The sequence below is a fragment of the Hydrogenophaga sp. T66 genome (assembly GCF_057219855.1).
Genome location: NZ_JBXVVX010000001.1, coordinates 1,877,777 through 1,902,016 on the forward strand (window position 1 = coordinate 1,877,777; position 24,240 = coordinate 1,902,016).

The following is a 24,240-nucleotide window of genomic DNA, read 5'->3' on the forward strand; positions in this document are numbered from 1 at the left end:
CTCGGGCGGGACGCCTGAGCGACACCTGGCACGCGATCTGCTTAGAGAAAGCCAAAGGGCGCTGCCAACGGCGGTGGCGCCCCCCGGTCTCCCCCGACCCCCCGGACAACGGCGTCCATCTCTCCCGCGCTGGCGCGCGGCCGGAGGTGGGCGCCGTTGTGTTTTTCGCGGTCCGTTTTTTCATCCACCAGGAGTGCGCCATGTCCGTCGAGCAACCCGCCAACGCCCCCCTCGCCACCGCCGCGCCTGTGGCGACCACCGCGGACGCCGCCGCCGCGCCGTCGCGCCGCCAGTTCCTGCAGCACGGTGCTGCCCTGGGCGGCGCCGCGCTGTTCGCCAGTCTCGGCCACCAGCCGGTGTGGGCCAACGGCTCGGATGCGCCGGAGAAAACCGAGGTCAAGATCGGCTTCATCCCGCTGACCGACTGCGCCAGCGTGGTGATGGCCGCCGAACTCGGTCTGGACAAAAAGTACGGCGTGAAGATCGTGCCGACCAAGGAGGCGAGCTGGGCTGGCGTGCGCGACAAGCTGGTCAACGGCGAGCTGGACATGGCCCACGTGCTGTACGGCCTGATCTACGGCCTGCAGCTCGGCACCGCCGGCCCGCGCAAGGATATGGCCGTGCTGATGAACCTCAACCACAACGGCCAGGCCATCACGCTGTCGAAAAAGCTGGCCGAGAAAGGCGCGGTGGACGGGCCGTCGCTGGCCAAGCTGATGGCGACCGAGAAGCGCGAATACACCTTCGCCCAGACCTTTCCCACCGGCACCCACGCCATGTACATCTACTACTGGCTGGCCGCCGCGGGCATTGATCCGTTCAAGGACGCGCGGGCCATCGTCGTGCCGCCGCCGCAGATGGTGGCCAACATGCGCGTGGGCAACATGGACGGCTTCTGTGTGGGCGAACCCTGGAACCACCGCGCCATCATGGACGGCATTGGCATCACCGCCAACACCACGCAGGACATCTGGAAAGACCACCCGGAAAAGGTGCTGGGCACCACCGCCGAGTTCGTGCAGAAGCACCCCAACACGGCGCGCGCCGTGACCGCGGCGATCCTGGAGGCCGGCAAGTGGATCGACGCCGGGCTGGTCAACAAGAACCGCATGGCCGAGACGATCGCGCAGCGGGCGTACGTGAACACCAGCGTGGACGCGATCAACCAGCGCATCCTGGGCCGTTACCAGAACGGTCTGGGCAAGACCTGGGACGACCCGAACCACATGAAGTTCTACAACGACGGGCTGGTCAACTATCCCTACCTGTCCGACGGCATGTGGTTCCTCACGCAGCACAAGCGCTGGGGCCTGCTGAAGTCGCACCCCGACTACCTGGCCGTGGCCAAGGCCGTGAACCGCATCGACATCTACAAGCAGGCCGCCGCCGCCACCAAGACGCCGCTGCCGAAATCGGACCTGCGCAGCGCCAAGTTCATGGACGGCGTGGTGTGGGACGGCAAGGACCCGGCCAAGTACGCCGACGGGTTCAAGATCAAAGCCGCGTCGGCCTGAGCGGGAGCCGCCATCATGGTCAGCGCCGTTTTTCACGCCCCGCTGGACGCGCCCGCGTCCGCGCCCACCGCCGCCTCTCCCCCGACGCCCGGCGGCCCCGCCACGGTGGCGGCTGCTCCGACGGTCGCGCGCGCCACGCTGGACACCGCGGCCACCGCCCTGCCCTGGCGCGAACGCGCCGGCTGGTTCTGGCGCGTGGGTCTGCCACCGCTGCTGGGCCTGGGCCTGCTGGTGGTGGTCTGGTCGCTGATCGCCGGCAACGGCGCCAGCGGCATCCCCACGCCGCAAGCCACCTGGGTCCACGCGCTCGACATCTTTGCCGACCCGTTCTATCAGGCCGGCCCGAACGACCAGGGCGTGGGCTGGAACGTGCTGTCCTCGCTGCAGCGCGTCGCCACCGGCTTTGGGCTGGCGGCGCTGGTGGGCATTCCGCTGGGCTTCGCGATCGGCCGGTTCGATTTCCTGAGCCGCATGTTCAACCCGCTGATCAGCCTGCTGCGGCCGGTCTCGCCCCTGGCCTGGCTGCCCATCGGCCTGCTGGTGTTCAAGGGGGCCAACCCGGCGGCCATCTGGACCATCTTCATCTGCTCCATCTGGCCCATGATCATCAACACCGCGGTGGGCGTGCAGCGCGTGCCGCAGGACTACCTCAACGTGGCGCGCGTGCTCAACCTGAGCGAGTGGAAGGTGTTCACGCGCATCCTCTTCCCGGCGGTGCTGCCCTACCTGCTGACCGGCGTGCGGCTGGCGGTGGGCACGGCCTGGCTGGTGATCGTGGCGGCCGAAATGCTGACCGGCGGCGTGGGCATCGGCTTCTGGGTCTGGGACGAGTGGAACAACCTGAACGTGGCCAGCATCATCATCGCCATCGTCGTGATCGGCCTGGTGGGTCTGCTGCTGGAACTGGCGCTGGTCAAGCTCGCCAGCCTGTTCACCTACGAGGAGGTCAAGGCATGAGCGCGCCCTACATCCAGATCGACCGGGTCGCACAGACCTTCCGCACCAAACGCGGCAACTTCCCGGCGCTGCGCGACATTTCCCTGACCGTGCAGCAGGGCGAGTTCGTCACCCTGATCGGCCACTCGGGCTGCGGCAAGAGCACCCTGCTCAACCTGATCGCCGGCCTCACCCGGCCCACCGAAGGCGTGTTGCTGTGCGCCGGCCGCGAGATCGCCGGGCCGGGCCCGGAGCGCGCGGTGGTGTTCCAGAACCACTCGCTGCTGCCCTGGCTGACCTGCTTCGAGAACGTCTACCTCGCGGTCGAACGCGTCTTCGGCGAGCGCGAAAACCGCGCGGCGCTGCGCGAGCGCACCCAGGCCGCGCTGGCGCTGGTGGGCCTGACCCACGCCGCGGCCAAGCGCCCCGGCGAAATCTCTGGCGGCATGAAGCAGCGCGTGGGCATCGCGCGGGCGCTGAGCATGGAGCCGCAGGTCCTGTTGATGGACGAGCCGTTCGGCGCGCTGGATGCGCTGACCCGCGCCAAGCTGCAGGACGAGCTGCTCGACATCGTGGCCAGCACCCAGGCCACGGTGGTGATGGTCACGCACGACGTGGATGAGGCGGTGCTGCTGTCCGACCGCATCGTGATGATGACCAACGGCCCGGCCGCCACCATCGGCGAGGTGCTGTCGGTTGACCTGCCGCGCCCGCGCGACCGGGTGGCGCTGGCAGACGAGCCGCGCTACCAGGCCGCCCGCAAGGCGGTGATCGATTTCCTCTACACGCGCCAGGGGCACGTGGAGAAGGCGGCCTGACGACACAGCCCGGCCCGGGCGGAGCGCGTCACGCCGCGCCCGCCCCGTGCGAGGCACTGGAGATTTCCATGGACATGCGAGTGAACCCCAAGGCGCGGATGAAGCTGGTGATGGTCGGCAACGGCATGGCTGGCGTGCGCGCGCTCGAAGAGCTGCTCAAACTGGCGCCCGACCTGTACGACATCACCGTCTTCGGCGCCGAGCCCCACCCGAACTACAACCGCATCCTGCTGTCGCCGGTGCTGGCGGGCGAGCAGACGCTGGAGCAGATCGTGCTCAACGACTGGGCGTGGTACCGCGACCACGGCATCACGCTGCACGCCGGCCACACCGTCACCGACATCGACCGGGTGCGCCGCGTGGTGCGGGCACAGGACGCGCAGGGCGCGGTGGTGGAGGCGGCCTACGACCGCCTGATCCTGGCCACCGGGTCCAACCCCTTCATGTTGCCGGTGCCTGGCCGAGAGCTTGCTGGCGTGATCGCCTACCGGGACATCGCCGACACGCAGGCCATGATCGACGCCGCCGCCCGCCACCGCCACGCGGTGGTGATCGGCGGCGGGCTGCTCGGGCTGGAGGCGGCCAACGGGCTGGCGCGGCGCGGCATGGAAGTAACCGTGGTGCACGTCGCGCCCTGGCTGATGGAGCGCCAGCTCGACGAAGCCGCCGGCGGGCTGCTGCAGCGCGCGCTGGAGGCGCGCGGCCTGAAATTCCTGATCGGCGCCCAGACCGAGTCGCTGCTGCCGGCGGCCGATGGCGCACGGGTCGGCGCGGTGCGCTTCAAGGATGGCCGCGAGACGCCGGCCGACCTGGTGGTGATGGCCGTGGGCATCCGCCCGAACACGGCGCTGGCCGAGCGCGCCGGGCTGCATGTGCAGCGCGGCGTGGTGGTCAACGACACCCTGCAGACCACCACCGACCCGCGCATCTACGCGGTCGGCGAATGCGCGGCGCACCGCGGTGTGGCCTACGGGCTGGTGGCTCCGCTGTTTGAGCAGGGCAAGGTGCTGGCCAACCACCTGGCCGAGTTCGGCATCGCCCGCTACACGGGCTCGCTCACCTCGACCAAGCTCAAGGTCACCGGCATCGACCTCTTCTCCGCCGGGGATTTCATGGGTGGCGAGGGCTGCGAGACCATCGTGATGAGCGATGCGGCGGCCGGCGTGTACAAAAAGCTCGTCATCAAGGGCGACCGGCTGGTCGGCGCGTGCCTCTACGGCGACACGGTGGACGGAAGCTGGTACTTCAAGCTGCTGCGCGACGCCCGGCCGATCGGTGACATCCGCGACCGCCTGATGTTTGGCGAATCCAACATCGGGGACGTGGGACACCAGGGGCACCAGAAGGCCGCGGCCATGGCCGACGGCGACGAGGTGTGCGGCTGCAACGGCGTGACCAAGGGCGCGATCTGCCGCGCCATCAAGGACAAGGGCCTGTTCACGCTCGATGAAGTGCGCAAGCACACCAAGGCCAGCGCGAGCTGCGGCTCCTGCACCGGGCTGGTCGAACAGATCCTGATGTTCACCGCCGGCGGCGATTACTCCGCGACCCCCAAGACCAAGGCGGTCTGCGGCTGCACCGACCACGGTCATCAGGCCGTGCGCGACGCCATCCGCGAGCACCACTGGCTCACCCGCGCCGAGGTGTTCGCCGGTCTGGGCTGGCGCACGCCCGACGGCTGCGCGACCTGCCGCCCGGCCGTCAACTACTACCTCATCAGCACCTGGCCGAAAGAGGCCAAGGACGACCCGCAGAGCCGCTTCATCAACGAGCGCATGCACGCCAACATCCAGAAGGACGGCACCTACAGCGTGGTGCCGCGCATGTGGGGCGGCGAGACCAGCGCCGCCGAGTTGCGACGCATCGCCGATGTGGTGGACAAGTACCAGATCCCCACCGTCAAGGTCACCGGCGGACAGCGCATCGACCTGCTGGGCGTGAAGAAGGAAGACCTGGTGCACGTGTGGCGCGACATCGGCATGCCCAGCGGCCACGCCTACGCCAAGGCGCTGCGCACGGTGAAGACCTGCGTGGGCAGCGAGTGGTGTCGCATGGGCACGCAGGACAGCACGCAGATGGGCAAAGACCTGGAGCGCGCAATGTGGCGGATGTACGCACCGCACAAGGTGAAGTTCGCGGTGAGCGGCTGCCCGCGCAACTGCGCCGAGGCCGGCATCAAGGACGTGGGCATTGTGGGCGTGGACTCCGGCTGGGAAATGTTCATCGCCGGCAACGGCGGCATCAAGACCGAGGTCGCCCAGTTTCTCGTGAAGCTCAAGACGGCCGAGGAAGTCATGGAATACACCGGCGCCTTCATGCAGCTCTACCGGCTGGAAGGCTGGTACCTGGAGCGCACGGTGCATTACGTGCAGCGCGTGGGGATCGACCACGTCCGCCGACGCATCGTGGAAGACGCGGCGGGCCGCCGGGCGCTGTGGGAGCAGCTGCAGTTCGCGCTCGACGGCGAACCCGATCCGTGGTTCGAGCTGCAGAAGGCGGCCGTCGATCCGCGCCAGTTCGAACCCCTGCCGGGCTGACTTGTTGGAGGCCACTATGCCCACCTGGAAAACCATCTGCCGTGTCGACGACATCCCCCGCCTCGGCTCGCGCTGCGTGAGCCGCCCGGCCGGGCTGGACGTGGCCGTGTTCCGCAACGCGCAGGACGAGGTGTTCGCCCTGCTCGACCGCTGCCCGCACAAAGGCGGTCCCCTGAGCCAGGGCATCGTCTTTGGCGAACGCGTGGCCTGCCCGCTGCACAACTGGACCATTGGCCTGGACACCGGCTGCGCGCAGGCGCCCGACGAGGGCTGCACGCCGCGCTTTGCGGTGAAGGTCGAGGACGGCGTGGTCTCGCTGGACGCCGAGGAACTGGCCAGTCTGGCCACCGACCTCACCCGCCCACTGGCCGGCCCGGCCCGCCGGCGGCCCCAGACAGCGTGACCCGACCTGAGCCGGCATGACCGCCACGACCGAGGACACGCCGCGCACCGTGCGCTCCACCTGCCCGTACTGCGGCGTGGGTTGCGGCGTCCTGATCGACACCCGCGGCGGGCGCATCACCGGCGTGCGCGGCGATCCCGAGCACCCGGCCAACGCGGGGCGCCTGTGCACCAAGGGTCAGACCCTGCACCTCACCGCCGCACCGGCGGTGATGCGCCAGGCCCGGCTGCTCACACCGCAATGGCGCGAGCGCCGCGACCAGCCGTTTGCGCCGATCGGCTGGGAGGCTGCGCTGGACCGCGCGGCCGACACGATGGCCCGCATCGCGCGCGAGGACGGGCCCGACGCGCTGGGCTTCTACGTCAGCGGCCAGCTGCTCACCGAGGACTACTACGTCTTCAACAAGCTGGCCAAAGGCCTGCTGGGCACGAACAACATCGACACCAACTCGCGCCTGTGCATGAGCAGCGCGGTGGCCGGCTACAAGCTCACCCTCGGCGCCGACGCGCCGCCGGCCTGCTACGACGACGTCAACCACGCCGACTGCCTGTTCATCATCGGCAGCAACGCGGCCTACGCCCACCCGGTGCTGTTCCGCCGCATCGAAGACGCGCGGCGCGCCCGCCCCGGCATGAAGGTGATCGTGGCCGACCCGCGACGCACCGACACCGCCGGCCTGGCCGACCTCTACCTGCCGCTGCAACCGGGCACCGACGTGATGCTGTTCCACGGCATGCTGCACCTGATGCTCTGGGAAGGCTGGACCGACCCCGCCTGGATCGCGCAGCACACCACCGGCTTTGACGAACTCAAGGCGCTGGTGCGCGACGCCACCCCCGCCCGCGTCGCCGCCACCTGCGGCCTGCGCGAAGCCGACCTCATCACCGCCGCCCGCTGGTTCGCGCTCGGCGGCGACCACCCGCCCGCGCAGCGGGGCACCACCCTGAGCCTGTACTGCCAGGGCCTCAACCAGAGCAGCAGCGGCACGGCGAAAAACGCCAACCTCATCAACCTGCACCTGGCCACCGCCCAGATCGGCCGCGCCGGTGCGGGACCGTTCAGTCTGACCGGCCAGCCCAACGCCATGGGCGGCCGCGAAGTGGGTGGCCTGGCCAACCTGCTCAGCGCCCACCGCGACCTGGCCAACCCGGCGCACCGCGCCGAGGTGGCGGCGTTCTGGGGGGTGCCGAGCGTGCCGGCCACGCCGGGGCTGACCGCGGTGGAGCTGTTCGAGGCCGCGGCCGACGGGGCGGTCAAGGCGCTGTGGATCGCCTGCACCAACCCGGCCCAGTCCATGCCCGACCAGCGCACCGTGCGCCGCGCGCTCGAGCGCGCCGAGCTGGTCGTCGTGCAGGAAGCCTTCGCCACCGCCGCCACCTGCGACCACGCCCACCTGCTGCTGCCCGCCACCACCTGGGGCGAGAAGGACGGCACCGTGACCAACAGCGAGCGGCGCATCAGCCGCGTGCGGCCCGCGATCGCGCCGCCCGGCGAGGCGCGCCACGACTGGGTGATCGCCCGAGACCTCGGCCGGCGCCTGCAGGCCCGGTTGCAACCCGACACGCCCGACCTGCTGCCCTACGACACGCCCGAGTCGGTCTGGAACGAGCACCGCGCCACCACGGCCGGGCGCGATCTCGACATCACCGGCCTGAGCTACGCCCAGCTGGAGCGCGAGGGGCCGCAGAGCTGGCCATGGCCGGCCGGCTCGGCCCGCGGCCGCGAACGGCTCTACACCGACTTCCACTTCGCCACCGACGACGGCCGGGCCCGCTTCGCCGCGCTGCCCTACGTGCCGCTGGCCGAAGCGCGCGAGTCGCGCTTCCCGTTCTCCATGACCACCGGGCGACTGCGCGACCAGTGGCACGGCATGACGCGGACCGGCACGCTCGGGCGCCTGTTCGGTCACGTGCCCGAACCCTGCATCGAACTGCACCCTCAGGACATGGCCCGCCACGGCTTGGCGGCGGGCGACCTGGTGCGTGTGACCAGCAAGCGCGGGAGCGTGGTGGTGCCGGTGCAGCCGAGCGACAGCGTGGGCCTCACGCAAGCCTTCATGGCCATGCATTGGGGCAGCGAGGTGCTCAGCGGCCGCGCGGCGGACGGGAGCGTGCTCGCGGGCGTGAACGCACTCACCACGTCCGCCCACTGCCCGCGCTCCAAACAGCCCGAGCTCAAGCACGCCGCGGTGCGGGTGGAGAAGGCTGCGCTCCCGTGGACGCTGCTCGCCCTCGCCTGGCTGGACGACGACCAGGCCCTCGCGGTGAGGCGCGCCCTGCGCGACCTGATGGGCGAGTTCGCCTTCGCCAGCGCCGTGCCCTTCGCCGACGCGACACCGCTGACCGAAGCCCACGGCGCCGGACGCACGGGCGTGTTGTTTCGCGCCGCGGCCGACGCGCCGCCACCGGCCGCGCTGCTCGATCGCCTGGAGACGCTGCTCGGCATCGGCGGGGCCGCGCTGCGCTACGACGACGCCACGCGCGGCCACCGCCGCGTGGTGGCCCGCGACGACGCGGCCGACGGCCGGCCCCTGCGGGCCTGCCTGCTCGCCGGCGACACGCGGGCCGAGGCCTGGCTCAAGCCGCTGCTGGAAAGCGGCGACGCGACCACCGCCCACGGCCAGCGCCTGCTCATGCCCGGTGCCGACGCGCCGCTGCCCCAGGCCGCGCGGGGCCGGCCGGTCTGCGGCTGCTTCGGCGTCACCGACACCGCCATCCGCGCCACCCTGGCCACGCTCGATGGCCCCGACGACGCGCGGCTGGCGGCCCTGCAAGCCCGCCTGTCCTGCGGCACCGGCTGCGGCAGCTGCGTGCCCGAGCTGCAACGGCTGGTGCGCGAGGCCGCGCCCGCCGCGGCCTGACCGCCGCCGCCATGGGCGTGGCGCGGCCATCAGCTTATGACCCGAAGTCATGAGCCGTGCCGGACAATCCCGGGCATGACCGCTCCCGACCCCATCGCGCGCTACATCAAGGAGATCGGCCGTGGCAAAGACGGCGCCCGCGCGCTCGACCGGGCGCAGGCCGCCGATCTGATGGGCCGGGTGCTCGACGGGGCGGTGTCCGACCTGGCCCTCGGCGGCTTCTGCCTGGCCATGCGCATCAAGGGCGAAACGCCCGCCGAAATGGCGGGCTTCCTCGACGCCACCCGCGCGCGCCTGCGGCCGGTGCCGCGCGGCGCCGCGCCGGTGGTGGTGCTGCCCAGCTACAACGGCGCGCGCAAGTTGCCCAACCTCACGCCGCTGCTGGCGCTGGCGCTGGCGCGCCGGGGCGCGGCGGTGCTCGTGCATGGCTGCGCCACCGAGGACGCGCGCATCACCAGCGAGACCGTGTTCGACGCGCTGGGTCACCCGGCGCTGGCAGCGCCGCGGGCGGTGGCCCCTGGCGAGGCGGTGTTCCTGCCGACCGGTGCGCTGCTGGGCGGCCTGCAGCGGCTGCTGGACGTGCGCCGGGTGGTCGGCCTGCGCAACCCGGGCCACAGCCTGGTGAAACTGCTCAATCCCTGCGAGGGCCCGGCCCTCGTCGTGGGCAGCTACACCCACCCCGAATACGCCACCAGCATGGCCGCCACCTTCGCCCTCACCGGCACGCACGCACTGCTGCTGCGCGGCACCGAAGGCGAACCCGTGGCGGACGCACGACGCACGCCACGCATGCTGGCCTTCCGCGACGGCGCCAGCCATGAAGTCCAGGCCGCGCAGGACGGCCCGCTGACCCAGTTGCCCGACCTGCCCGCGCCGGACGCGGACGCGACCGCCGCCTGGATCCGGGCCGTGCTCTCGGGCGAACGCCCGATGCCCGCCCCGATCGCCGCGCAGGTGGAACACATCTTGCGAGAACTGACCCATGCAGCCCCAGCCCACGCCTGAAACCCCGGACGATTTCGCGCCCGGCACCGTCACCCTCGTCGGCGCCGGCCCCGGCGATCCCGAGCTGCTCACGCTCAAGGCGGTGCGGGCCATCGGCTCGGCCACGGTGTTGCTGGTGGATGACCTGGTGGGTGACGGCGTGCTGGCCCACGCCAGGCCCGGGGCGCGCATCGTGCATGTCGGCAAGCGCGGCGGTTGCAAGAGCACGCCGCAGGCCTTCATCGAGAAGCTGATGGTGATGGCCGCGCGCGAAGGCGAGGTCGTGGTGCGGCTCAAGGGCGGCGACCCCTTCATCTTCGGCCGCGGCGGCGAGGAGGTGGAACACCTGCAGGCGCAGGGCATCCGCACCCAGGTGGTCAACGGCATCACCGCCGGCCTGGCCGGGCTGAGTTCGCTGGGCGTGCCCCTCACCCACCGCGACCACGCCCACGGCGTGGTGCTGGTCACCGGCCACGCCAAACCCGGCGACGACGGCACCGACTGGCCCGCGCTGGCCCGCAGCGCGCGCGACGCGCGGCTCACGCTGGTCATCTACATGGGCGTGAGTGGGGCCGCCGCCATCCGCGACGGCCTGCTGCAAGGCCTGCCCGCCGACACGCCGCTGGCCGTCATCCAGCACGCCACCCTGCCCCAGCAGCGCCACGCGGTGTCCACCCTCGGCGACCTCACAGCCTGTCTGGCCCGAGAAGGCCTGGGCAGCCCCGCGGTGATCGTGGTGGGCCATGTGCTGCAAGGGCTTGCCGCGCTGACGGGCCCCGCCGCGGCGCCTGCTGGGGCCGATCCCAGGGCCGATGGCATGGCCGGTTTCAAGGTCGCCCCACCCCGCGCCGCTGCCTGAGGCCGCGCCGGCCGCTCGCTGGCCCGGCCCTTGCTTGACGGCGGCATGAACACCGCCGCCCACGCCCCCCACACCGCCCCGGCCCACCTGGCCGGTCTGTCGCTGGTGAACCTGGCGGCCCGCCAGCGCATGCTCTCCCAGCGGCTGATCCTGCAGACCCTGCTGGCCGCGCAGGGCCGCGAAGGCCTGCTGGCCGCGGCGGTGCACAGCCTCACCGTGTTCCGCGAAAGCCAGCAGCACCTGCTCGCCACCGCCGCGCACCTCGAGCCCGCCGCCGCGCGACAGGTGCAGGCGACCTACCACGGTGCGGGCGGCGTGGCCGCCGTGGTGCAGGACTTCATCGACCGCCTGCAGGCGGTGCACGACCTGATCGCCGCCCAGAGTCCGCGCGTCGATGGCGCGCTGGGCGCGCTGGTCGCCCTCACCGACCCGGTGCTGCAGGCGCTCAACACCGCCACCAGCGCCTTCGATCAGGTCACGCGCGCGCAGTCCGAAGCGATCATGAAAGAACTGGTCGGCATCGTGAACGACATCCAGACTGTCTCGCGCGAAGCCAAGGTCGTGAGCTTCAACGCGCAGGTGGTCGCGGCCCGCGCAGGCCAGCACGGGCGCGAGTTCGCGGTGGTGGCCAACGTGCTGACCGACATCACCGGGGAAATCGACAGCCTGTCGCGCAAGGCCGCCGAACTGGCCGAGCGCAGCAAACACGCCGCCTGAGCCAGCGCCGCGGCCGGGCTGGCTACACTGCCCGCCATGTCCGACTCCTTCGACGCCGTGATCATCGGCGCCGGCGCCGCCGGCCTGTTCTGCGCCGGCATCGCCGGCCAGCGCGGCCGACGCGTGCTGCTCATCGACCACAGCCCCAAGGTGGCGGAAAAAATCCGCATCTCCGGCGGCGGCCGCGCCAATTTCACCAACCGCGACCTCGACGTGCGCGCTCCGCACCGCCACTTCGTGGGCGAGAACCCGGCCTTCTGCCGCTCCGCGCTGTCGCGCTACACGCCGGCCGACTTCACCGCCCTGCTCCAGCGCCACGGTGTGCCGTTTCACGAAAAGCACAAGGGCCAGCTCTTCTGCGACCGGTCGGCCGATGACCTGATCCGGGTGCTGCTGGCCGAGTGCGACGCCGGCGGCGTGACGCGCTGGCAGCCCTGCGCGGTGCGCGCCGTGCGCACGGCGGGCGACGGCGGCTACGCGCTGGACACCGACCGCGGCGAGGTGCGGACCCCGCGCGTGGTGGTCGCCACCGGCGGCCTGTCCATTCCCCAGATCGGCGCCACCGACTTCGGCTGGAAACTCGCGCACCAGTTTGGCCTGCGCACCATCGAGCCGCGCCCGGCCCTGGTGCCCCTGAGCTTCGATGCGGGCGGCTGGGCGCCGTACGCGGCGCTGGCCGGTCTGGCGCTGCCGGTGGCGATCGAGACCGGCGAGAAAAAGCAGCGCATGGCCTTCCACGAAGACCTGCTGTTCACCCACCGGGGGCTCTCGGGCCCCGCGGTGCTGCAGATCTCCAGCTACTGGAACCCCGGCGAGGCGATCCGACTGAATCTCTGCCCGGAACATGAGCTGGGCGCGGCCCTGCGCGAGGCCAAACTGCGCTCGCGCAAGCGCCTGCCCAACGAGCTCGCCGCCTGGCTGCCCGCCCGCCTCGCCGACGTCTGGACGGCCGCCGAGGCCGACTGGCAGCGGCCCGTCATGGAAACACCCGACAAGGCGCTGGCCCGGCTGGCGGACAGCCTGGCGCGCTGGTCGCTGGTGCCCACCGGCACCGAGGGTTACCGCAAGGCCGAGGTCACCCGCGGCGGCATCGACACGCGCGAACTGTCCCAGCAGACGATGGAATCGCGCCAGCCGGGGCTGTTTTTCATCGGCGAGGTGGTGGACATCACCGGCTGGCTGGGCGGCTACAACTTCCAGTGGGCCTGGGCCTCGGCCCACGCCGCCGCGCAGGCCCTGTGACGGCGGGGTGGCGCAACCGCCCGGGATGGCTATAATTGCAGGCTTTGCTGGCAAATTCCCGTCGGCCAATACTAGTTAATGACGGGACACATTTGCGGCGATGAAGGCCGGGCCCGATCTTCCCGACCATCCGCTCACCGCGCACTCTGGGAAATCTTTCGCCAATGACCACCATCCGTGTTAAGGACAACGAGCCCTTCGACGTTGCCCTGCGCCGCTTCAAGCGCACCATCGAAAAGCTCGGCCTGCTGACCGAACTGCGCGCCCGCGAGTTCTACGAGAAGCCCACCGCCGAGCGCAAGCGCAAGAAGGCCGCCGCCGTCAAGCGCCACTACAAGCGCGTGCGCAGCATGCAGCTGCCCAAGAAGCTGTACTGAGCCTCGCGGCCGCTCGCGCGGCCGACCCGAAAGAACCCGCTCGAGGACGCTCCAGCGGGTTTTTTCATGCCCCGATCCCCCCTCCCCACCGGCACACCACCATGACCCTCAAAGCCCGCATCACCGACGACATGAAAGCCGCCATGCGCGCCAAGGACAGCGAACGCCTGGGCACGATCCGTTTGCTGACCGCCGCCATCAAACAGAAGGAAGTGGACGAGCGCGTTGAGCTCGACGATACGGCCGTGATCGCCGTGATCGACAAGATGGTCAAACAGCGCAAGGACTCCATCGCCGCGTTCGAGCAAGGCGGCCGGGCCGATCTCGCCGCCAAGGAGGCCGCCGAAATGGCGGTGCTGCAGGCCTACCTGCCGCAGCGGCTGTCGGCCGAGGAAGTGGCCGCCGAGGTCCGCGCCATCGTTGCCGAGCTGGGCGCCTCCGGCCCCGGCGACATGGGCAAGGTCATGGGCGCGGTCAAGGCGCGCCTGGCCGGTAAGGCCGACATGGCCCAGGTGTCGGCGGCGGTGAAAGCCGCGCTGGCCGGCTGAACGGTGGTCTGAGAGCGCCGGGCGGAATACCCCCTGACCGTATCCCGGTTTTCCTAGGGAAAACCGGGTTGCGGGCGGGTGTCGGCGTCGCGAGAGTCGCGGTTTTCGCGACCTCAGGAGACTGCCTTGTTGCGCCTGCTCACCCGCTCCCTTCGCTGGCCCCGCGCCGCCGCCTGGCTGCTGGCGGCCACCGTGGCTGCCACCGCCAGCGCCCAAACCTCGCCCGCGCCGCTGAAGATCGGCCTGATCGGTCCGTTGAGCGGGCCGTCGTCGGATTTCGGCACGCCCATGCTGCACGGCGTGCAGATCGCCGTGGACGAGATCAATGCGGTCGGCGGCTATCTGGGCCGTCCGCTGACGCTGGTGATCAAGGACGACCAGGGCAACCCGGACGTGGGCCTGAAGGCGTCGCAGGAGCTGATGCAGGAAGGCGTGATCGCGACCATCGGTTTCTGCAACACCGGGGTGGCGATGAAGGCGCTGGACGTGTTCCAGAACGCCAAATCGCCGTTGATCGTGCCCTGCGCCACGGGCACACCAGTCACGGCAAAGTTCCCGGCGCCGGACAGCTACATCTTCCGCACGTCGGCGCGCGACGCGATCCAGGCGCCGTTCGTGGTGGACGACCTGGTCAAGCGCGGCTGGACGCGCGTGGCGGTGTTTGCCGACAACACCGGCTACGGCGCTGCCGGCCTGAAGGACGTGGAGCAGGCGCTGGCCGATCGCAACCTCAAGCCGGTGTACGTGGCGCGCTTCGACCTTGGCGTGAAGGACCTGCGTGAACAGCTGACCGCGGCGCGCGAGGCGGGTGCGAACGTGGTGTTCAGCTACACGGTGGGCCCGGAGAACGCGGCCATCGCCAACGGCCGGCGTGATCTGAAGTGGGACGTGCCGCAGGTCGGGGCCTGGCCGTTGTCGTTCCCCTTCTTCATCCGGGGCGCGGGCGCGGCGGCCGAGGGCGCGTTGATGGCGCAGACCTTCATCGCGGAACCCAGCAACGAACGGCGGGCGGCCTTCCTGGCGGCCTACGCGCGCAAGTACAACCAGCGGATCTCCGTGCCGATGGCGGCCGCCCAGGCCTACGACACGGTGTACCTGCTGACCTACGCGCTGTTCGCCATCCGCGACGGCAAGTTCAGCGGGCCGGCGGTGAAGGCCGCGCTGGAAAACATCCCGCGCACCTACTACGGCGTGGTCGCGACCTACGAGAAGCCGTTCACGCTGAACGACAAGGACGCGGTCACGAGCAACCAGTTGGTGATGGGCCGGGTGCGCAACGGCGCGGTGACGTTTGCCTACCCGGAAGACGCGCGCCGCAACCTGTTCGTGCAGCGCAAGCAGTGAATGGCCGGCGGGCGGCTCAGCTGCCCGCCACCTTCAGGCGGTTGACCAGCACGGAGCCCACCGTCTTGCCACCAAACGTGTAGGCGTCGGCGCCCACCGCTTCGATGCCGAGCAGCATGTCACGCAGGTTGCCGGCGATGGTGATTTCCTGCACCGGGTAGGCAATCTGCCCGTTTTCCACCCAGTAGCCGGCCGCGCCGCGCGAGTAGTCGCCGGTCACGTAGTTCACGCCCTGGCCCATCAACTCGGTGACCAGCAGACCGCGGCCGAGGCGGCGGATCATCGCGTCGAGGTCGTCGCCGGGCTGGGTGCGCCGGCTGGTCAGGCGCAGGTTGTGCGAGCCGCCGGCGTTGCCGGTGGTGCGCATGCCCAGCTTGCGGGCGGAGTAGGTGGAGAGGAAATAGCCCTGCACCACGCCACCCTCGACCACGCGGCGCGCGCGCGTGCGCACACCTTCGTCGTCAAACGGCGCGCTGGCCTTGCCGCCGCGCTCGTGCGGGTCTTCGTCGATGTCGAGGTGATCGGCGAGCGCGCGCTGGCCCAGGCTGTCGGCGAGGAAGGTTGTCTTGCGGTACAGCGCGCCGCCACTGGTGGCCTGCACGTAGGCGCCCAGCAGCCCGGCGGCCATGGGCGACTCGAACAGCACCGGGCATTCGGTGGTCGGAATCTTGCGCGCGCCCAGGCGGGCCAGCGCCCGCTGCGCGGCGTAGCGGCCCACCGCGTCGGGCGAGGCGAGATCCTGCGGGGCGCGCTGGCTGCTGTACCAGTAGTCGCGCTGCATGCGCGCGCCCTTGCCGGCGATCGGCGCGACCGACAGGCTGTGGCGGGAACTGGCGTAACCACCGCTGAACACGCCCGGTCGGCCACGTTCGCCGCCGCGCAGGTGGGCGGCGAAGAAATGCGACTGCTGGGCCGACACGCTCGCCCCCTCGCTGTTGGTGATCTGCCGGCTGGTGGACCGGGCCGCGGCTTCGCAGGCCAGCGCCAGTTCGGCGGCTTGCGCGGAATCGATGGCCCACGGGTGGAACAGGTCCAGATCGGGATGCTCCGCACTCACGTCCTGCGGGTCGGGCAGGCCGGCCACGGGGTCTTCGGCGGTGAAGCGGGCGATGTCATACGCCGCCTGCACCGTCTGCCGCACGGCGGCGGCCGAGAAATCGGAAGTTGACGCGTTGCCGCGGCGCTGGCCGAGGTACACCGTCACGCCCAGCGACTTGTCGCGGTTGCGCTCCACGTTCTCCAGCTCACCTTTGCGCACCGAGACGCTCAGTCCGGCGCCCTCGGACACCTCGGCAGCGGCGTCCGCGGCGCCGAGCCGGCGGGCGTGGTCGAGGGCGAGGTCCACCAGTTCTTCGAACTGGGAGCGGCTGTACTGGAAGCCGGGCAGCGGGCGGTCGGACGGGGCGTTTGTCATGGCGGCCGCTATCATACGGGGCACCCCTCCCCCGCGCTGCCGACGGCGCAGTGCCCCCTACCCCCATGCCCCGCAAACCCGCCAAAGGCTATTTCGTCCGTGGCCGATTCGTCGCCGCCGGCAGCGAACTCGACCAGGAACTCAAGCGCGAGCTCAAGGGCTCGGTCGACCAGAGCAAGACCGATCTCAAGAAGCACAGCGACCACCTGCAGGCGCTGGGCGAGGCGCTGCTCACGCTGCGCAGCGACCTGATGGCGCGCCTGACGCTCGAGGAAAAGCTGGTTGACGCGCTCGCCGAAGCCCGGCGCATCACGAACTTCGAGGGTCGGCGGCGCCAGATGCAATACATCGGCAAGCTCATGCGCCGCCTGCCGCCCGACGCCGTGGCGGCGGTCGAAGCCGCGCTGGAAGAGCAGCGCAAGCCCTCGGCTGCCGAAACGCTCCGGCTGCACCAGGCCGAGCGCTGGCGCGACGACCTGATCGCCAGCGACGACGCCCTGACCCGCTGGCTGGTGCTCGACCCACAGACCGACGCGCAAGCCTTGCGCGCGCTCATCCGCCAGGCACGCAAAGACGCCCAGGCCACCGAAGGCGCCGAGCGCCCGGGCGAAGCGCAGCGCCACGGCCGCGCCTACCGCGACATCTTCCAGACCGTCAAGACCGCGCTCTCGCGCGCGGATGACGAACCCACCGACACCCCCGCCCATGAGTGACATCCCCACCGCCGCCGATCCGGTGCGCATCGGCATCGTCTCCATCAGCGACCGCGCCAGCAGCGGCGTTTACGAAGACAAGGGCCTGCCCGCGCTGCAGGACTGGCTCACCCGCGCGCTGCTCAACCCGATCACCTTCGACGCGCGACTGATCCCCGACGAGCAGGACCGCATCAGCGCCACGCTCATCGAGCTGGTTGACGCCGGCTGCTCGCTGGTGCTGACCACCGGCGGCACCGGACCGGCCCCGCGCGACGTGACGCCCGAAGCCACGCTGGCCGTCGCCCACAAGGAAATGCCCGGCTTCGGTGAGCAGATGCGCCAGATCAGTCTGGCGTTTGTGCCCACGGCCATCCTGTCGCGTCAGGTGGCGGTGATCCGCGACCGCAGCCTGATCATCAACCTGCCCGGCCAGCCCAAAGCCATTGCCGAGACCCTGGAGGGCCTGAAAAACCCGGACGGCAGCCCGCGCGTCAACGGCATCTTCGCGGCCGTGCCGTACTGCGTCGACCTGATCGGCGGCCCCTATCTGGAAACCCGCGACGAGGTGTGCCGCGCCTTCCGTCCCAAAACCGCGCAGCGCCCGCCGCGCTGACCCCAAGGCCCCACCATGAATATCACCAAAGACACCGTCGTCACCCTCACCTTCCGCGCCAGCGACGCCCGCGGTACCCTGCTGGAGGACGGCAAGACGCCGCGCTCCTACCTGCACGGCGGCTACGGCAACACCCTGCCCGGCATTGAGGCGGCGCTGGAAGGCCAGTCGGCGGGCTACGCCGCCACCATCACCCTCGCCCCAGCCGACGCCTTCGGCGAGCGCGACGAGAGCCTGGTCACCTCGATTCCGAAGAAGAACTTCCCGCCCGGCGTGAAGGTGGGTGGCCAGCTCGAAGGCACCGACGACCAGGGCCGGCAGCAGGTGTTCACCGTCACCAAGATCAAAGGCGACACCGTCATGCTCGACGGCAACCACCCGCTGGCGGGGCAGTCCCTGACCTTCGCGCTGAAGGTGCTGGACGTGCGCGCGGCCACGCCGGAAGAAGTGCAACACGGCCACGCCCACGGCGCGCACGGCCACCACCACTGATCGCCTCCGCCCGCCGGGCGGGCGGGCTCACTTACCCACGAGCTGGTTCAGCTTCTCCGCCTCGAAGCACTCCTGTTTCTTGGCTTCCTGGGGCACGCAGTCGCGCTCGCGGGCCTCGGCCAGTTTCTCGATCGCCTGCCAGAGAAGCGCGATTTGCTGCTCCTGGCTGGCGGCGTTGTCGATCAGGCCGCGCATGGCCTGCGACAACGGGTCGTCTTCCTGCGTGATGCCGTAGGCGCTGAATTTTGGCCGGCTGTCTTCGGTGACGTCGGCGCTGGCGCCGGTCTTGCTGGGAATGATGCGCGCCGGGATGCCGACCGCCGTGGCGCCGGCGGGCACCGGCTTGATCACCACCGCGTTGCTGCCGATCTTGGCGCCGTCGCCCACCTCGAAACCGCCCAGCACCTTGGCGCCCGCACTCACCACCACATCCCGACCCAGCGTCGGGTGGCGCTTGGTGCCCTTGTAGAGCGAGGTGCCACCCAGTGTGACGCCCTGGTAGATGGTGCAGCCGTCGCCGATGACAGCGGTTTCGCCGACCACCGTGCCCATCGCATGGTCGAAGAACACCCGCTCGCCAATCACCGCGCCCGGGTGGATTTCGATGCCGGTGAAAAAGCGGTTGAGGTGGGAAATGAAACGGCCCAGCCAGCGCAGACCGTGGGTCCAGCACCAGTGGGCGGGGCGGTGGAGCACGACCGCGTGCAGACCGGGGTAGCAGGTCAGCACCTCAAAGGCGCTGCGCGCGGCCGGGTCGCGCTCAAGAATGCACTGGATGTCGGAACGCAGGCGGGCAAACATGGAGTCAGTCTAGCGTTTTGCCCGCGCGGCGGTCTGCTCCATGGCCCGGGCAACACCGCGCAGGATGTGGACTTCTTCGGGCGTGGGTTGCGCTCGGTTGATGAGTTGCTGCAGGCGCGGCAGCAGCTTTTTCGGCGCCGCCGGGTCGAGGAAGTCCACCGCCACCAAGGCCGACTCCCAATGGGCCAGCAGGCCGGCGACGGCCGCCGCGTCGGCCACGGGCGATGGCTCGGGCCGAGCGGGCGCGTCAAATCCCCCCAGCGCCTGCCGCCAGTCGTAGGCGATCAGCTGCACCGCCGCGGCGAGGTTGAGCGACCCGTAGCCCGGCGCGGTGGGGATCGACAGCGCCGCGTGGCAGCGGTAGACGTCCTCGTTGCGCATGCCGAACCGCTCGCTGCCAAACAGGAAGGCCACGCCGGCCGGCGGGGAGCCCTCCGCCAGCAGCGCCGCGAAGTGCTCGCGCGGGGCGCGGGTCGGCGGGCCAAAGTCCCGCGGCGTCATCGCGGTGGCGCACAGGTGGGTCATGCCGTCGAGCGCCTCGTCCAGCGTGTCCACCACCCGCGCGCGGGCCAGCACATCGGTGGCGCCGCTGGCGCGCTGGATGGTTTCCTCGCGGCGCAGCACGTTGGGCCAGCGCGGCGCCACCAGCACCAGTTCATCAAAGCCCATGACTTTCAGGGCGCGGGCGGCGCCGCCCACGTTGCCGGCGTGGCTGGTCTCGATCAGAACGAAGCGGGTTTTCATGGCGCGTGGGTAAAATCGCCGTCATTGTCGCCGCCCGCATCGCCGGGCGCTGTCGCCGTCCCTCCCCCGCTCTTCCCGCCCGGCCCCATGCCGGGCCGACAATTCATGCCGTCCACCCTCCATCCCATGCTCAACGTGGCCATCAAGGCCGCCCGCACCGCCGGTGCCGTGATCAACCGCGCCGCGCTTGATGTCGAATCGGTCCGCGTCTCGCTCAAGCAGACCAACGACTTCGTGACCGAAGTCGACCACGCGGCCGAGGCCGCGATCATCGAGACGCTGCGCACCGCCTACCCCGACCACGGCATCTGGGCCGAGGAATCCGGCCGGCAGGACGGCAAAGGCCGCGACAAGGACCACGTCTGGATCATCGATCCGCTGGACGGCACCACCAATTTCATCCACGGCTTCCCGGTGTACTGCGTGAGCATCGCGCTCATGGTCAAGGACCGGATCGAACAGGCCGTCATTTACGACCCGACCCGCAACGACCTGTTCTGCGCCACGCGCGGTCGCGGCGCCTACCTCAACGACCGCCGCATCCGCGTGGCCAAGCGCACCGTGTTGCGGGACTGCCTGCTGTCCACCGGCTTTCCGTTCCGGCCGGGCGACGCCTTCCAGACCTACCTGCAGATGCTCGGTGACGTGATGCCCAAATGCGCCGGCCTGCGCCGACCGGGCTCGGCCGCGCTGGACCTGGCCTACGTGGCCGCTGGTTTCAGCGACGGTTTCTTCGAAATGGGGCTGTCGCCCTGGGACGTGGCCGCCGGCTCGCTGCTGGTGACGGAAGCCGGCGGGCTGATCGGCAACTTCACCGGCGAGTCCGACTTTCTGGAACAGAAGGAATGCCTGGCCGCCAACCCGCGCATCTACGGCCAGCTGGTCGGCCTGACGGGCAAGTACAGCAAGTTCGCCAGCGCCGGCGACAAGGCCGCGGTGCGGCAAGCGCGCGCGAACGCCCGCCGCGAAGCGGCGGCCGACGGCGATGAGGGTTCCGAGGGCAGCCCGCCGCCCGCCACCGATCCCACGGGCGCCCACGCGCGCCCGGACGGCGACGCGCCGTTCTGATCAGGGCCGCGGCAGGCGAAACCAGAAGGTGGCGCCTGCCTGGGGCGCCGATACGGCCCAGATGCGGCCGCTGTGGCGCTCGATGATGCGCGCCACGATCGCCAGCCCCACGCCCATGCCCGGCACGGTGCTGCCGGCGTGCAGGCGCTGGAACAGGCCGAACAGCTTGCCGGCGTGGGCCATGTCGAAGCCCACGCCGTCGTCGCGCACGTAGTACGCGTCGGCCGCCTCGTCGAAGCCCACCCACACGCGCGGCGCGGCGTCGGGACGGGCGTACTTGAGCGCGTTGTCGAGCAGGTTGCCCATCACCTGACGCAGCAGCGCCGCGTCACCCAGCGCCGGCGGCAGCGGATGCAACTCGACCTGGGCCTGTGCGGTCAGCGCCCCCAGCGGTTCCAGCGCGGCGCGGGTCACCGCGTCCATGTCCACCGGCACAGGCTCCAGCGCCACGCGCACCACGCGCAGCAGTTCCAGCATGTCGGTGAGCATCTGCCCCATGTGGCGCGAGGCGCGCTCAATGCGGCCAAACATGTCCTGGCCCACCGGACTCAGGCGCTCCGCTTCTTCCTCCTGGACGATCGCCGCGAAGCCATTGACCGACCGCAGTGGCGCGCGCAGGTCGTGGGCGATGGAGTAGGAGATCGCCTCCATGTCGCGCATGGAGCGCTCCAGCTCGGCCGTGCGCTCGCGCACCCGCTGCTCCAGGCTGGCGTTGAGCGCGCGGATCTGCTCCTGCGCGGCGACGCGGTCGCTGATGTCCAGGTGCGTGCCGGACATGTAGACCGCGCGGTCCTCATCGTCGCGCTGGTGAACCCGGCCGCGGGAGTTGACCCACACCCAATGGCCGGCCTTGTGGCGCATGCGCACGTCGCACTCGTAATAAGGCAGTTCGCCGGCGACATGGCGGTCGCGGATCGCGGTGGCGCGGCGCAGGTCGTCGGGGTGGACCAGCCTCTCCCAGGTGTGGCGGCCCACGGGACGCAATTCATCCAGCGTGTAGCCCACGATTTCCGCCCAGCGCTCGTCCACCGTGAGCGTGCGCTCGGTGAGGTTGGTCTCCCACACACCGGGGCGGGTGGCTTCCAGAATCCAGGCCAGACGCTGGCGTTCGGCGCGCAGGGCTTCCTGGGTCTGGATGTAGGACGTGACGTCGGAGAAGGTGCGCACGAACCCACCGCCGTCGAGGTGAAAGGTGTGGACTTCCAGCGTGCGACCGTCGCGCGTGCGGCGCCAGTAATGGTCGGGCGCGCCGGTCTGGTCCAGCTGGGTGTACGGCCTCGCTTCGGGCTGCACCCACACGGCGTCGGGCCCGAAATCGGCGCGTTCGAGCTGGAAGCGCAACACCGCCTCGTAGGTGGGGCGGCTGGCCATCAAGCCGGCGGGCAGCGCGAGCAACTCCAGCAGGCGCTGGTTGTAGCCGGCCACGCGCCCCAGCGCATCCACCTGCAGCAGGCCCTGGCTCATGCTGTCGAGCGTGGCTTGCAGGGCGCGGGTCTTGTTTTCCAGCAGCGTGGTGGTCGCCTGCAGCGCTTCCCGGGTGCGCCGCCGTTCGGCGTGACCACGCCACGCCAGCACCATTTGCCGGACCGCGCCCAGCAACGGCTGCAGGAACTCCACGTCCGCCGGGCTGTACGGCTCGGCCGCGTTGGCCAGACCGACCATGGCAACCAGCCGGTCGCTGCCGCCGATCGGGATGCCCAAAAAGCGGCGCAGGATCGGGTGGCCGTCGGGTGTGCCGCCCGCGCGGGTGTCGGCATCGGGCCCGGCGCTGAACACGACCTCGCCGCTGCGCAACGCGTGGCCGAACAGCGTGTCGAGGTTGCGGAAGTCCAGCGCGGCCTCGCGGTGCTGGTCAAACAGCGAGCGCGATGTGGCGTCCCAGGCCACGTCGCTCATGGCGTGGGTGCGCAGGTACGGCTGGCCCTCCTCGTCGTACAGCACCTCCCCGATGAAGCCGTTTTCGCTGCCGGTGAGGTCGACGAAGGCCGCGAGCAGATCGCCAAAGGCACGGCGCTTGTCGTCGGCCTCGATGAACACGGCCTGGGCGCGCCGCACCGCCTCCAGCAGCCGGTGCTGCCGCTGCAGGCGCTGCTCGGCGCGCAGGCGCTCGGTCACGTCGGCGGTGAACCCGTGCCACACGACCGATCCGTCGGGCTCGCGCTGCGGCGCGCCCTCCACCTGGTACCAGCGCACGCCCTTGGCAGGGAGCACGGCCCGGTAGATCTGCCGCCACACCGTGAGGTCCCGGGCGGAGATCGCCAGCGATTCGCGCACCGCCGGCCGGTCGTCCGGGTGAACCCGCTCAAACAGCAGCCGGGCGTCCGCGCGCAGTTCCTCGGCCGTGAGCTCCAGCATCTCCTCGACCTTGTCGTTGACGTACCGGATCTCGCTGCGGCCCTGGGGCGTGAGCACCGCCACGTAGATCAGGCCCGGCATGCGCGCGGCGAGCGCCTGGAACAACTCCAGCTGACGCGACAGCGCTTCGCGCGCTTCGCGCTCGGCCGTGATGTCCTGCACGATGCCGAAATCCGTTTGCGGATTGCCGGCCACCAGCGTGCGGCTGATGCGGGTGCGCATCCAGCGGAGGCTGCCGTCCGGCCGCTGCCAGCGAAACTCCACCACGCGGCCGTCGCAGGCCTCGCGCGCGGCCAGCCACGCGGGCAGGTCGTCCGGATGGATGCCCGACCGGCCGTCCTTGCGAAGAATCTGCGGACCCGCCTCGAGACCCGTGATTGCGTACAGGCCCGGCGACCAGATCACCGCCTGATCGCTGGGCGCGTTCGTCCAATGCCCGACCTGGGCCAGTTCTTCGATGGCGCCATGCAGTTCGACCCGCTGCTCCAGCGCCACGTTGGCGCGCTGCAGCGCGTCGCCGGTTTCGTGCTCGGCCGTGGAGTCGGTGATGACGGTCAGCAGCCGGTCCTCACCCACCAGCGAGGTGTGCATGCGCACCCAGCGTGGCTCGCCCGGGCGCACCGTGAGCCGCTGGCGGTCGTCGCTGCGGGGCACGCGCGCCAGAAACGCCTGCCGTGCGGCCTCGTCGGACCAGTGGCCAAGCTCCAGCGTCGTGCGGCCAATCACCTCGTCGCGCCGCCGGTGGGTGAGGCGCAGCCAGGCCTCGTTCACGTCCAGCAGGCACCCGTCCGACAGGCGCGTGACGGCCATGGGCAGGGGAGCGCCGTGGAACACGGCGTCGTGGGCAACGTCGGTGCGGGAAGGAAGCGGCAAGGGCGTCATACCCAGTAGGGTTTCGTGGCATTGTGCCGCAAGCGCC

Annotated in this window: 21 protein-coding genes; 17 read left to right on the forward strand and 4 right to left on the reverse strand. The window is 70.7% G+C overall.

The features are described 5' to 3' along the window. Positions 1–200 precede the first annotated feature (200 nt). The 13 genes from AC2D80_RS08640 (at position 201) to AC2D80_RS08700 (ending at position 15,139) form a co-directional block, all read left to right on the forward strand. Positions 201–1,514, forward strand: coding sequence for a CmpA/NrtA family ABC transporter substrate-binding protein (locus AC2D80_RS08640; RefSeq protein ID WP_484632557.1), 1,314 nt, complete (start codon positions 201–203; stop codon positions 1,512–1,514). 15 nt (positions 1,515–1,529) lie between these two features. Beyond that, positions 1,530–2,471 (forward strand): nitrate ABC transporter permease, encoded by a 942-nt coding sequence (ntrB, locus tag AC2D80_RS08645; protein ID WP_484632558.1) that lies wholly within the window; start codon positions 1,530–1,532, stop codon positions 2,469–2,471. Further along, entirely contained in the window at positions 2,468–3,268 is an 801-nt protein-coding gene (locus AC2D80_RS08650) for an ABC transporter ATP-binding protein (RefSeq protein WP_484632559.1), read from the forward strand. The genes ntrB and AC2D80_RS08650 overlap by 4 nt, the downstream gene beginning before the upstream one ends. Before the next feature lie 68 nt (positions 3,269–3,336). Next, positions 3,337–5,805 carry a nitrite reductase large subunit NirB gene (gene nirB, locus AC2D80_RS08655; RefSeq protein ID WP_484632560.1) on the forward strand — a complete coding sequence of 823 codons (2,469 nt, stop codon included), beginning with the start codon at positions 3,337–3,339 and terminating at the stop codon, positions 5,803–5,805. A gap of 16 nt (positions 5,806–5,821) precedes the next feature. Further along, positions 5,822–6,208 (forward strand): nitrite reductase small subunit NirD, encoded by a 387-nt coding sequence (gene nirD / locus AC2D80_RS08660; protein WP_484632561.1) that lies wholly within the window; start codon positions 5,822–5,824, stop codon positions 6,206–6,208. Positions 6,209–6,224: 16 nt separating this feature from the next. After that, the gene (locus AC2D80_RS08665) at positions 6,225–9,068 is read left to right on the forward strand and encodes a nitrate reductase (RefSeq protein WP_484632562.1); all 2,844 of its coding nucleotides are present in this window, start codon (positions 6,225–6,227) and stop codon (positions 9,066–9,068) included. 75 nt (positions 9,069–9,143) lie between these two features. Continuing rightward, the gene (gene ybiB / locus AC2D80_RS08670; RefSeq protein WP_484632563.1) at positions 9,144–10,073 is read left to right on the forward strand and encodes a DNA-binding protein YbiB; all 930 of its coding nucleotides are present in this window, start codon (positions 9,144–9,146) and stop codon (positions 10,071–10,073) included. Then, positions 10,051–10,911 (forward strand): uroporphyrinogen-III C-methyltransferase, encoded by an 861-nt coding sequence (cobA, locus tag AC2D80_RS08675; RefSeq protein ID WP_484632564.1) that lies wholly within the window; start codon positions 10,051–10,053, stop codon positions 10,909–10,911. Before ybiB ends, cobA begins: the two co-directional genes overlap by 23 nt. Before the next feature lie 45 nt (positions 10,912–10,956). Then, complete coding sequence (locus AC2D80_RS08680; RefSeq protein WP_484632565.1) at positions 10,957–11,628, forward strand: methyl-accepting chemotaxis protein; 672 nt, start codon at positions 10,957–10,959, stop codon at positions 11,626–11,628. A gap of 36 nt (positions 11,629–11,664) precedes the next feature. After that, entirely contained in the window at positions 11,665–12,870 is a 1,206-nt protein-coding gene (locus tag AC2D80_RS08685; RefSeq protein ID WP_484632566.1) for a BaiN/RdsA family NAD(P)/FAD-dependent oxidoreductase, read from the forward strand. A gap of 164 nt (positions 12,871–13,034) precedes the next feature. Next, on the forward strand, positions 13,035–13,247 hold the full coding sequence (rpsU, locus tag AC2D80_RS08690; RefSeq protein WP_484632567.1) for a 30S ribosomal protein S21: 213 nt from the start codon (positions 13,035–13,037) through the stop codon (positions 13,245–13,247). A gap of 101 nt (positions 13,248–13,348) precedes the next feature. After that, positions 13,349–13,795 carry a GatB/YqeY domain-containing protein gene (locus tag AC2D80_RS08695; RefSeq protein WP_484632568.1) on the forward strand — a complete coding sequence of 149 codons (447 nt, stop codon included), beginning with the start codon at positions 13,349–13,351 and terminating at the stop codon, positions 13,793–13,795. A 126-nt stretch (positions 13,796–13,921) separates the two neighbouring features. Beyond that, positions 13,922–15,139: an ABC transporter substrate-binding protein gene (locus AC2D80_RS08700; RefSeq protein ID WP_484632569.1), complete on the forward strand. Its 1,218-nt coding sequence runs from the start codon at positions 13,922–13,924 to the stop codon at positions 15,137–15,139. A gap of 16 nt (positions 15,140–15,155) precedes the next feature. Here AC2D80_RS08700 and pmbA read toward each other — a convergent pair whose 3' ends face one another. Then, entirely contained in the window at positions 15,156–16,553 is a 1,398-nt protein-coding gene (pmbA, locus tag AC2D80_RS08705) for a metalloprotease PmbA (RefSeq protein ID WP_484632570.1), read from the reverse strand. A gap of 65 nt (positions 16,554–16,618) precedes the next feature. Between pmbA and yjgA the strand changes: the two genes are divergently transcribed. From yjgA to AC2D80_RS08720, 3 genes are read left to right on the forward strand one after another with little or no spacing between them, the layout of a single operon-like run. Continuing rightward, positions 16,619–17,266: a ribosome biogenesis factor YjgA gene (gene yjgA, locus AC2D80_RS08710; protein WP_484632571.1), complete on the forward strand. Its 648-nt coding sequence runs from the start codon at positions 16,619–16,621 to the stop codon at positions 17,264–17,266. After that, positions 17,259–17,861 carry a molybdopterin adenylyltransferase gene (gene mog / locus AC2D80_RS08715; protein ID WP_484632572.1) on the forward strand — a complete coding sequence of 201 codons (603 nt, stop codon included), beginning with the start codon at positions 17,259–17,261 and terminating at the stop codon, positions 17,859–17,861. The genes yjgA and mog overlap by 8 nt, the downstream gene beginning before the upstream one ends. A gap of 15 nt (positions 17,862–17,876) precedes the next feature. Further along, complete coding sequence (locus AC2D80_RS08720; protein ID WP_484632573.1) at positions 17,877–18,353, forward strand: FKBP-type peptidyl-prolyl cis-trans isomerase; 477 nt, start codon at positions 17,877–17,879, stop codon at positions 18,351–18,353. A gap of 27 nt (positions 18,354–18,380) precedes the next feature. Here AC2D80_RS08720 and cysE read toward each other — a convergent pair whose 3' ends face one another. After that, entirely contained in the window at positions 18,381–19,154 is a 774-nt protein-coding gene (gene cysE / locus AC2D80_RS08725) for a serine O-acetyltransferase (RefSeq protein WP_484632574.1), read from the reverse strand. A 9-nt stretch (positions 19,155–19,163) separates the two neighbouring features. Further along, positions 19,164–19,898, reverse strand: coding sequence for an RNA methyltransferase (locus tag AC2D80_RS08730; RefSeq protein ID WP_484632575.1), 735 nt, complete (start codon positions 19,896–19,898; stop codon positions 19,164–19,166). 105 nt (positions 19,899–20,003) lie between these two features. Between AC2D80_RS08730 and AC2D80_RS08735 the strand changes: the two genes are divergently transcribed. Continuing rightward, positions 20,004–20,966, forward strand: a complete 963-nt coding sequence (locus AC2D80_RS08735) for an inositol monophosphatase family protein (protein WP_484632576.1) — start codon at positions 20,004–20,006, stop codon at positions 20,964–20,966. Here AC2D80_RS08735 and AC2D80_RS08740 read toward each other — a convergent pair whose 3' ends face one another. Beyond that, positions 20,967–24,194, reverse strand: a complete 3,228-nt coding sequence (locus AC2D80_RS08740) for a PAS domain-containing protein (RefSeq protein WP_484632577.1) — start codon at positions 24,192–24,194, stop codon at positions 20,967–20,969. Between the last annotated feature and the right edge of the window lie 46 nt (positions 24,195–24,240).

Excerpts from the sequence above, each read along its gene's own strand:
- pmbA (WP_484632570.1), bottom strand. The coding sequence starts at position 16,553 with ATGACAAACGCCCCGTCCGACCGCCCGCTGCCCGGCTTCCAGTACAGC.
- AC2D80_RS08665 (WP_484632562.1), top strand. The coding sequence starts at position 6,225 with ATGACCGCCACGACCGAGGACACGCCGCGCACCGTGCGCTCCACCTGC.
- AC2D80_RS08640 (WP_484632557.1), top strand. The coding sequence starts at position 201 with ATGTCCGTCGAGCAACCCGCCAACGCCCCCCTCGCCACCGCCGCGCCT.
- AC2D80_RS08730 (WP_484632575.1), bottom strand. The coding sequence starts at position 19,898 with ATGAAAACCCGCTTCGTTCTGATCGAGACCAGCCACGCCGGCAACGTG.
- rpsU (WP_484632567.1), top strand. The coding sequence starts at position 13,035 with ATGACCACCATCCGTGTTAAGGACAACGAGCCCTTCGACGTTGCCCTG.
- nirD (WP_484632561.1), top strand. The coding sequence starts at position 5,822 with ATGCCCACCTGGAAAACCATCTGCCGTGTCGACGACATCCCCCGCCTC.
- AC2D80_RS08695 (WP_484632568.1), top strand. The coding sequence starts at position 13,349 with ATGACCCTCAAAGCCCGCATCACCGACGACATGAAAGCCGCCATGCGC.
- cysE (WP_484632574.1), bottom strand. The coding sequence starts at position 19,154 with ATGTTTGCCCGCCTGCGTTCCGACATCCAGTGCATTCTTGAGCGCGAC.
- ntrB (WP_484632558.1), top strand. The coding sequence starts at position 1,530 with ATGGTCAGCGCCGTTTTTCACGCCCCGCTGGACGCGCCCGCGTCCGCG.
- ybiB (WP_484632563.1), top strand. The coding sequence starts at position 9,144 with ATGACCGCTCCCGACCCCATCGCGCGCTACATCAAGGAGATCGGCCGT.
- AC2D80_RS08720 (WP_484632573.1), top strand. The coding sequence starts at position 17,877 with ATGAATATCACCAAAGACACCGTCGTCACCCTCACCTTCCGCGCCAGC.
- AC2D80_RS08650 (WP_484632559.1), top strand. The coding sequence starts at position 2,468 with ATGAGCGCGCCCTACATCCAGATCGACCGGGTCGCACAGACCTTCCGC.
- yjgA (WP_484632571.1), top strand. The coding sequence starts at position 16,619 with ATGCCCCGCAAACCCGCCAAAGGCTATTTCGTCCGTGGCCGATTCGTC.
- cobA (WP_484632564.1), top strand. The coding sequence starts at position 10,051 with ATGCAGCCCCAGCCCACGCCTGAAACCCCGGACGATTTCGCGCCCGGC.
- AC2D80_RS08735 (WP_484632576.1), top strand. The coding sequence starts at position 20,004 with ATGCCGTCCACCCTCCATCCCATGCTCAACGTGGCCATCAAGGCCGCC.
- AC2D80_RS08680 (WP_484632565.1), top strand. The coding sequence starts at position 10,957 with ATGAACACCGCCGCCCACGCCCCCCACACCGCCCCGGCCCACCTGGCC.
- mog (WP_484632572.1), top strand. The coding sequence starts at position 17,259 with ATGAGTGACATCCCCACCGCCGCCGATCCGGTGCGCATCGGCATCGTC.
- AC2D80_RS08685 (WP_484632566.1), top strand. The coding sequence starts at position 11,665 with ATGTCCGACTCCTTCGACGCCGTGATCATCGGCGCCGGCGCCGCCGGC.
- nirB (WP_484632560.1), top strand. The coding sequence starts at position 3,337 with ATGGACATGCGAGTGAACCCCAAGGCGCGGATGAAGCTGGTGATGGTC.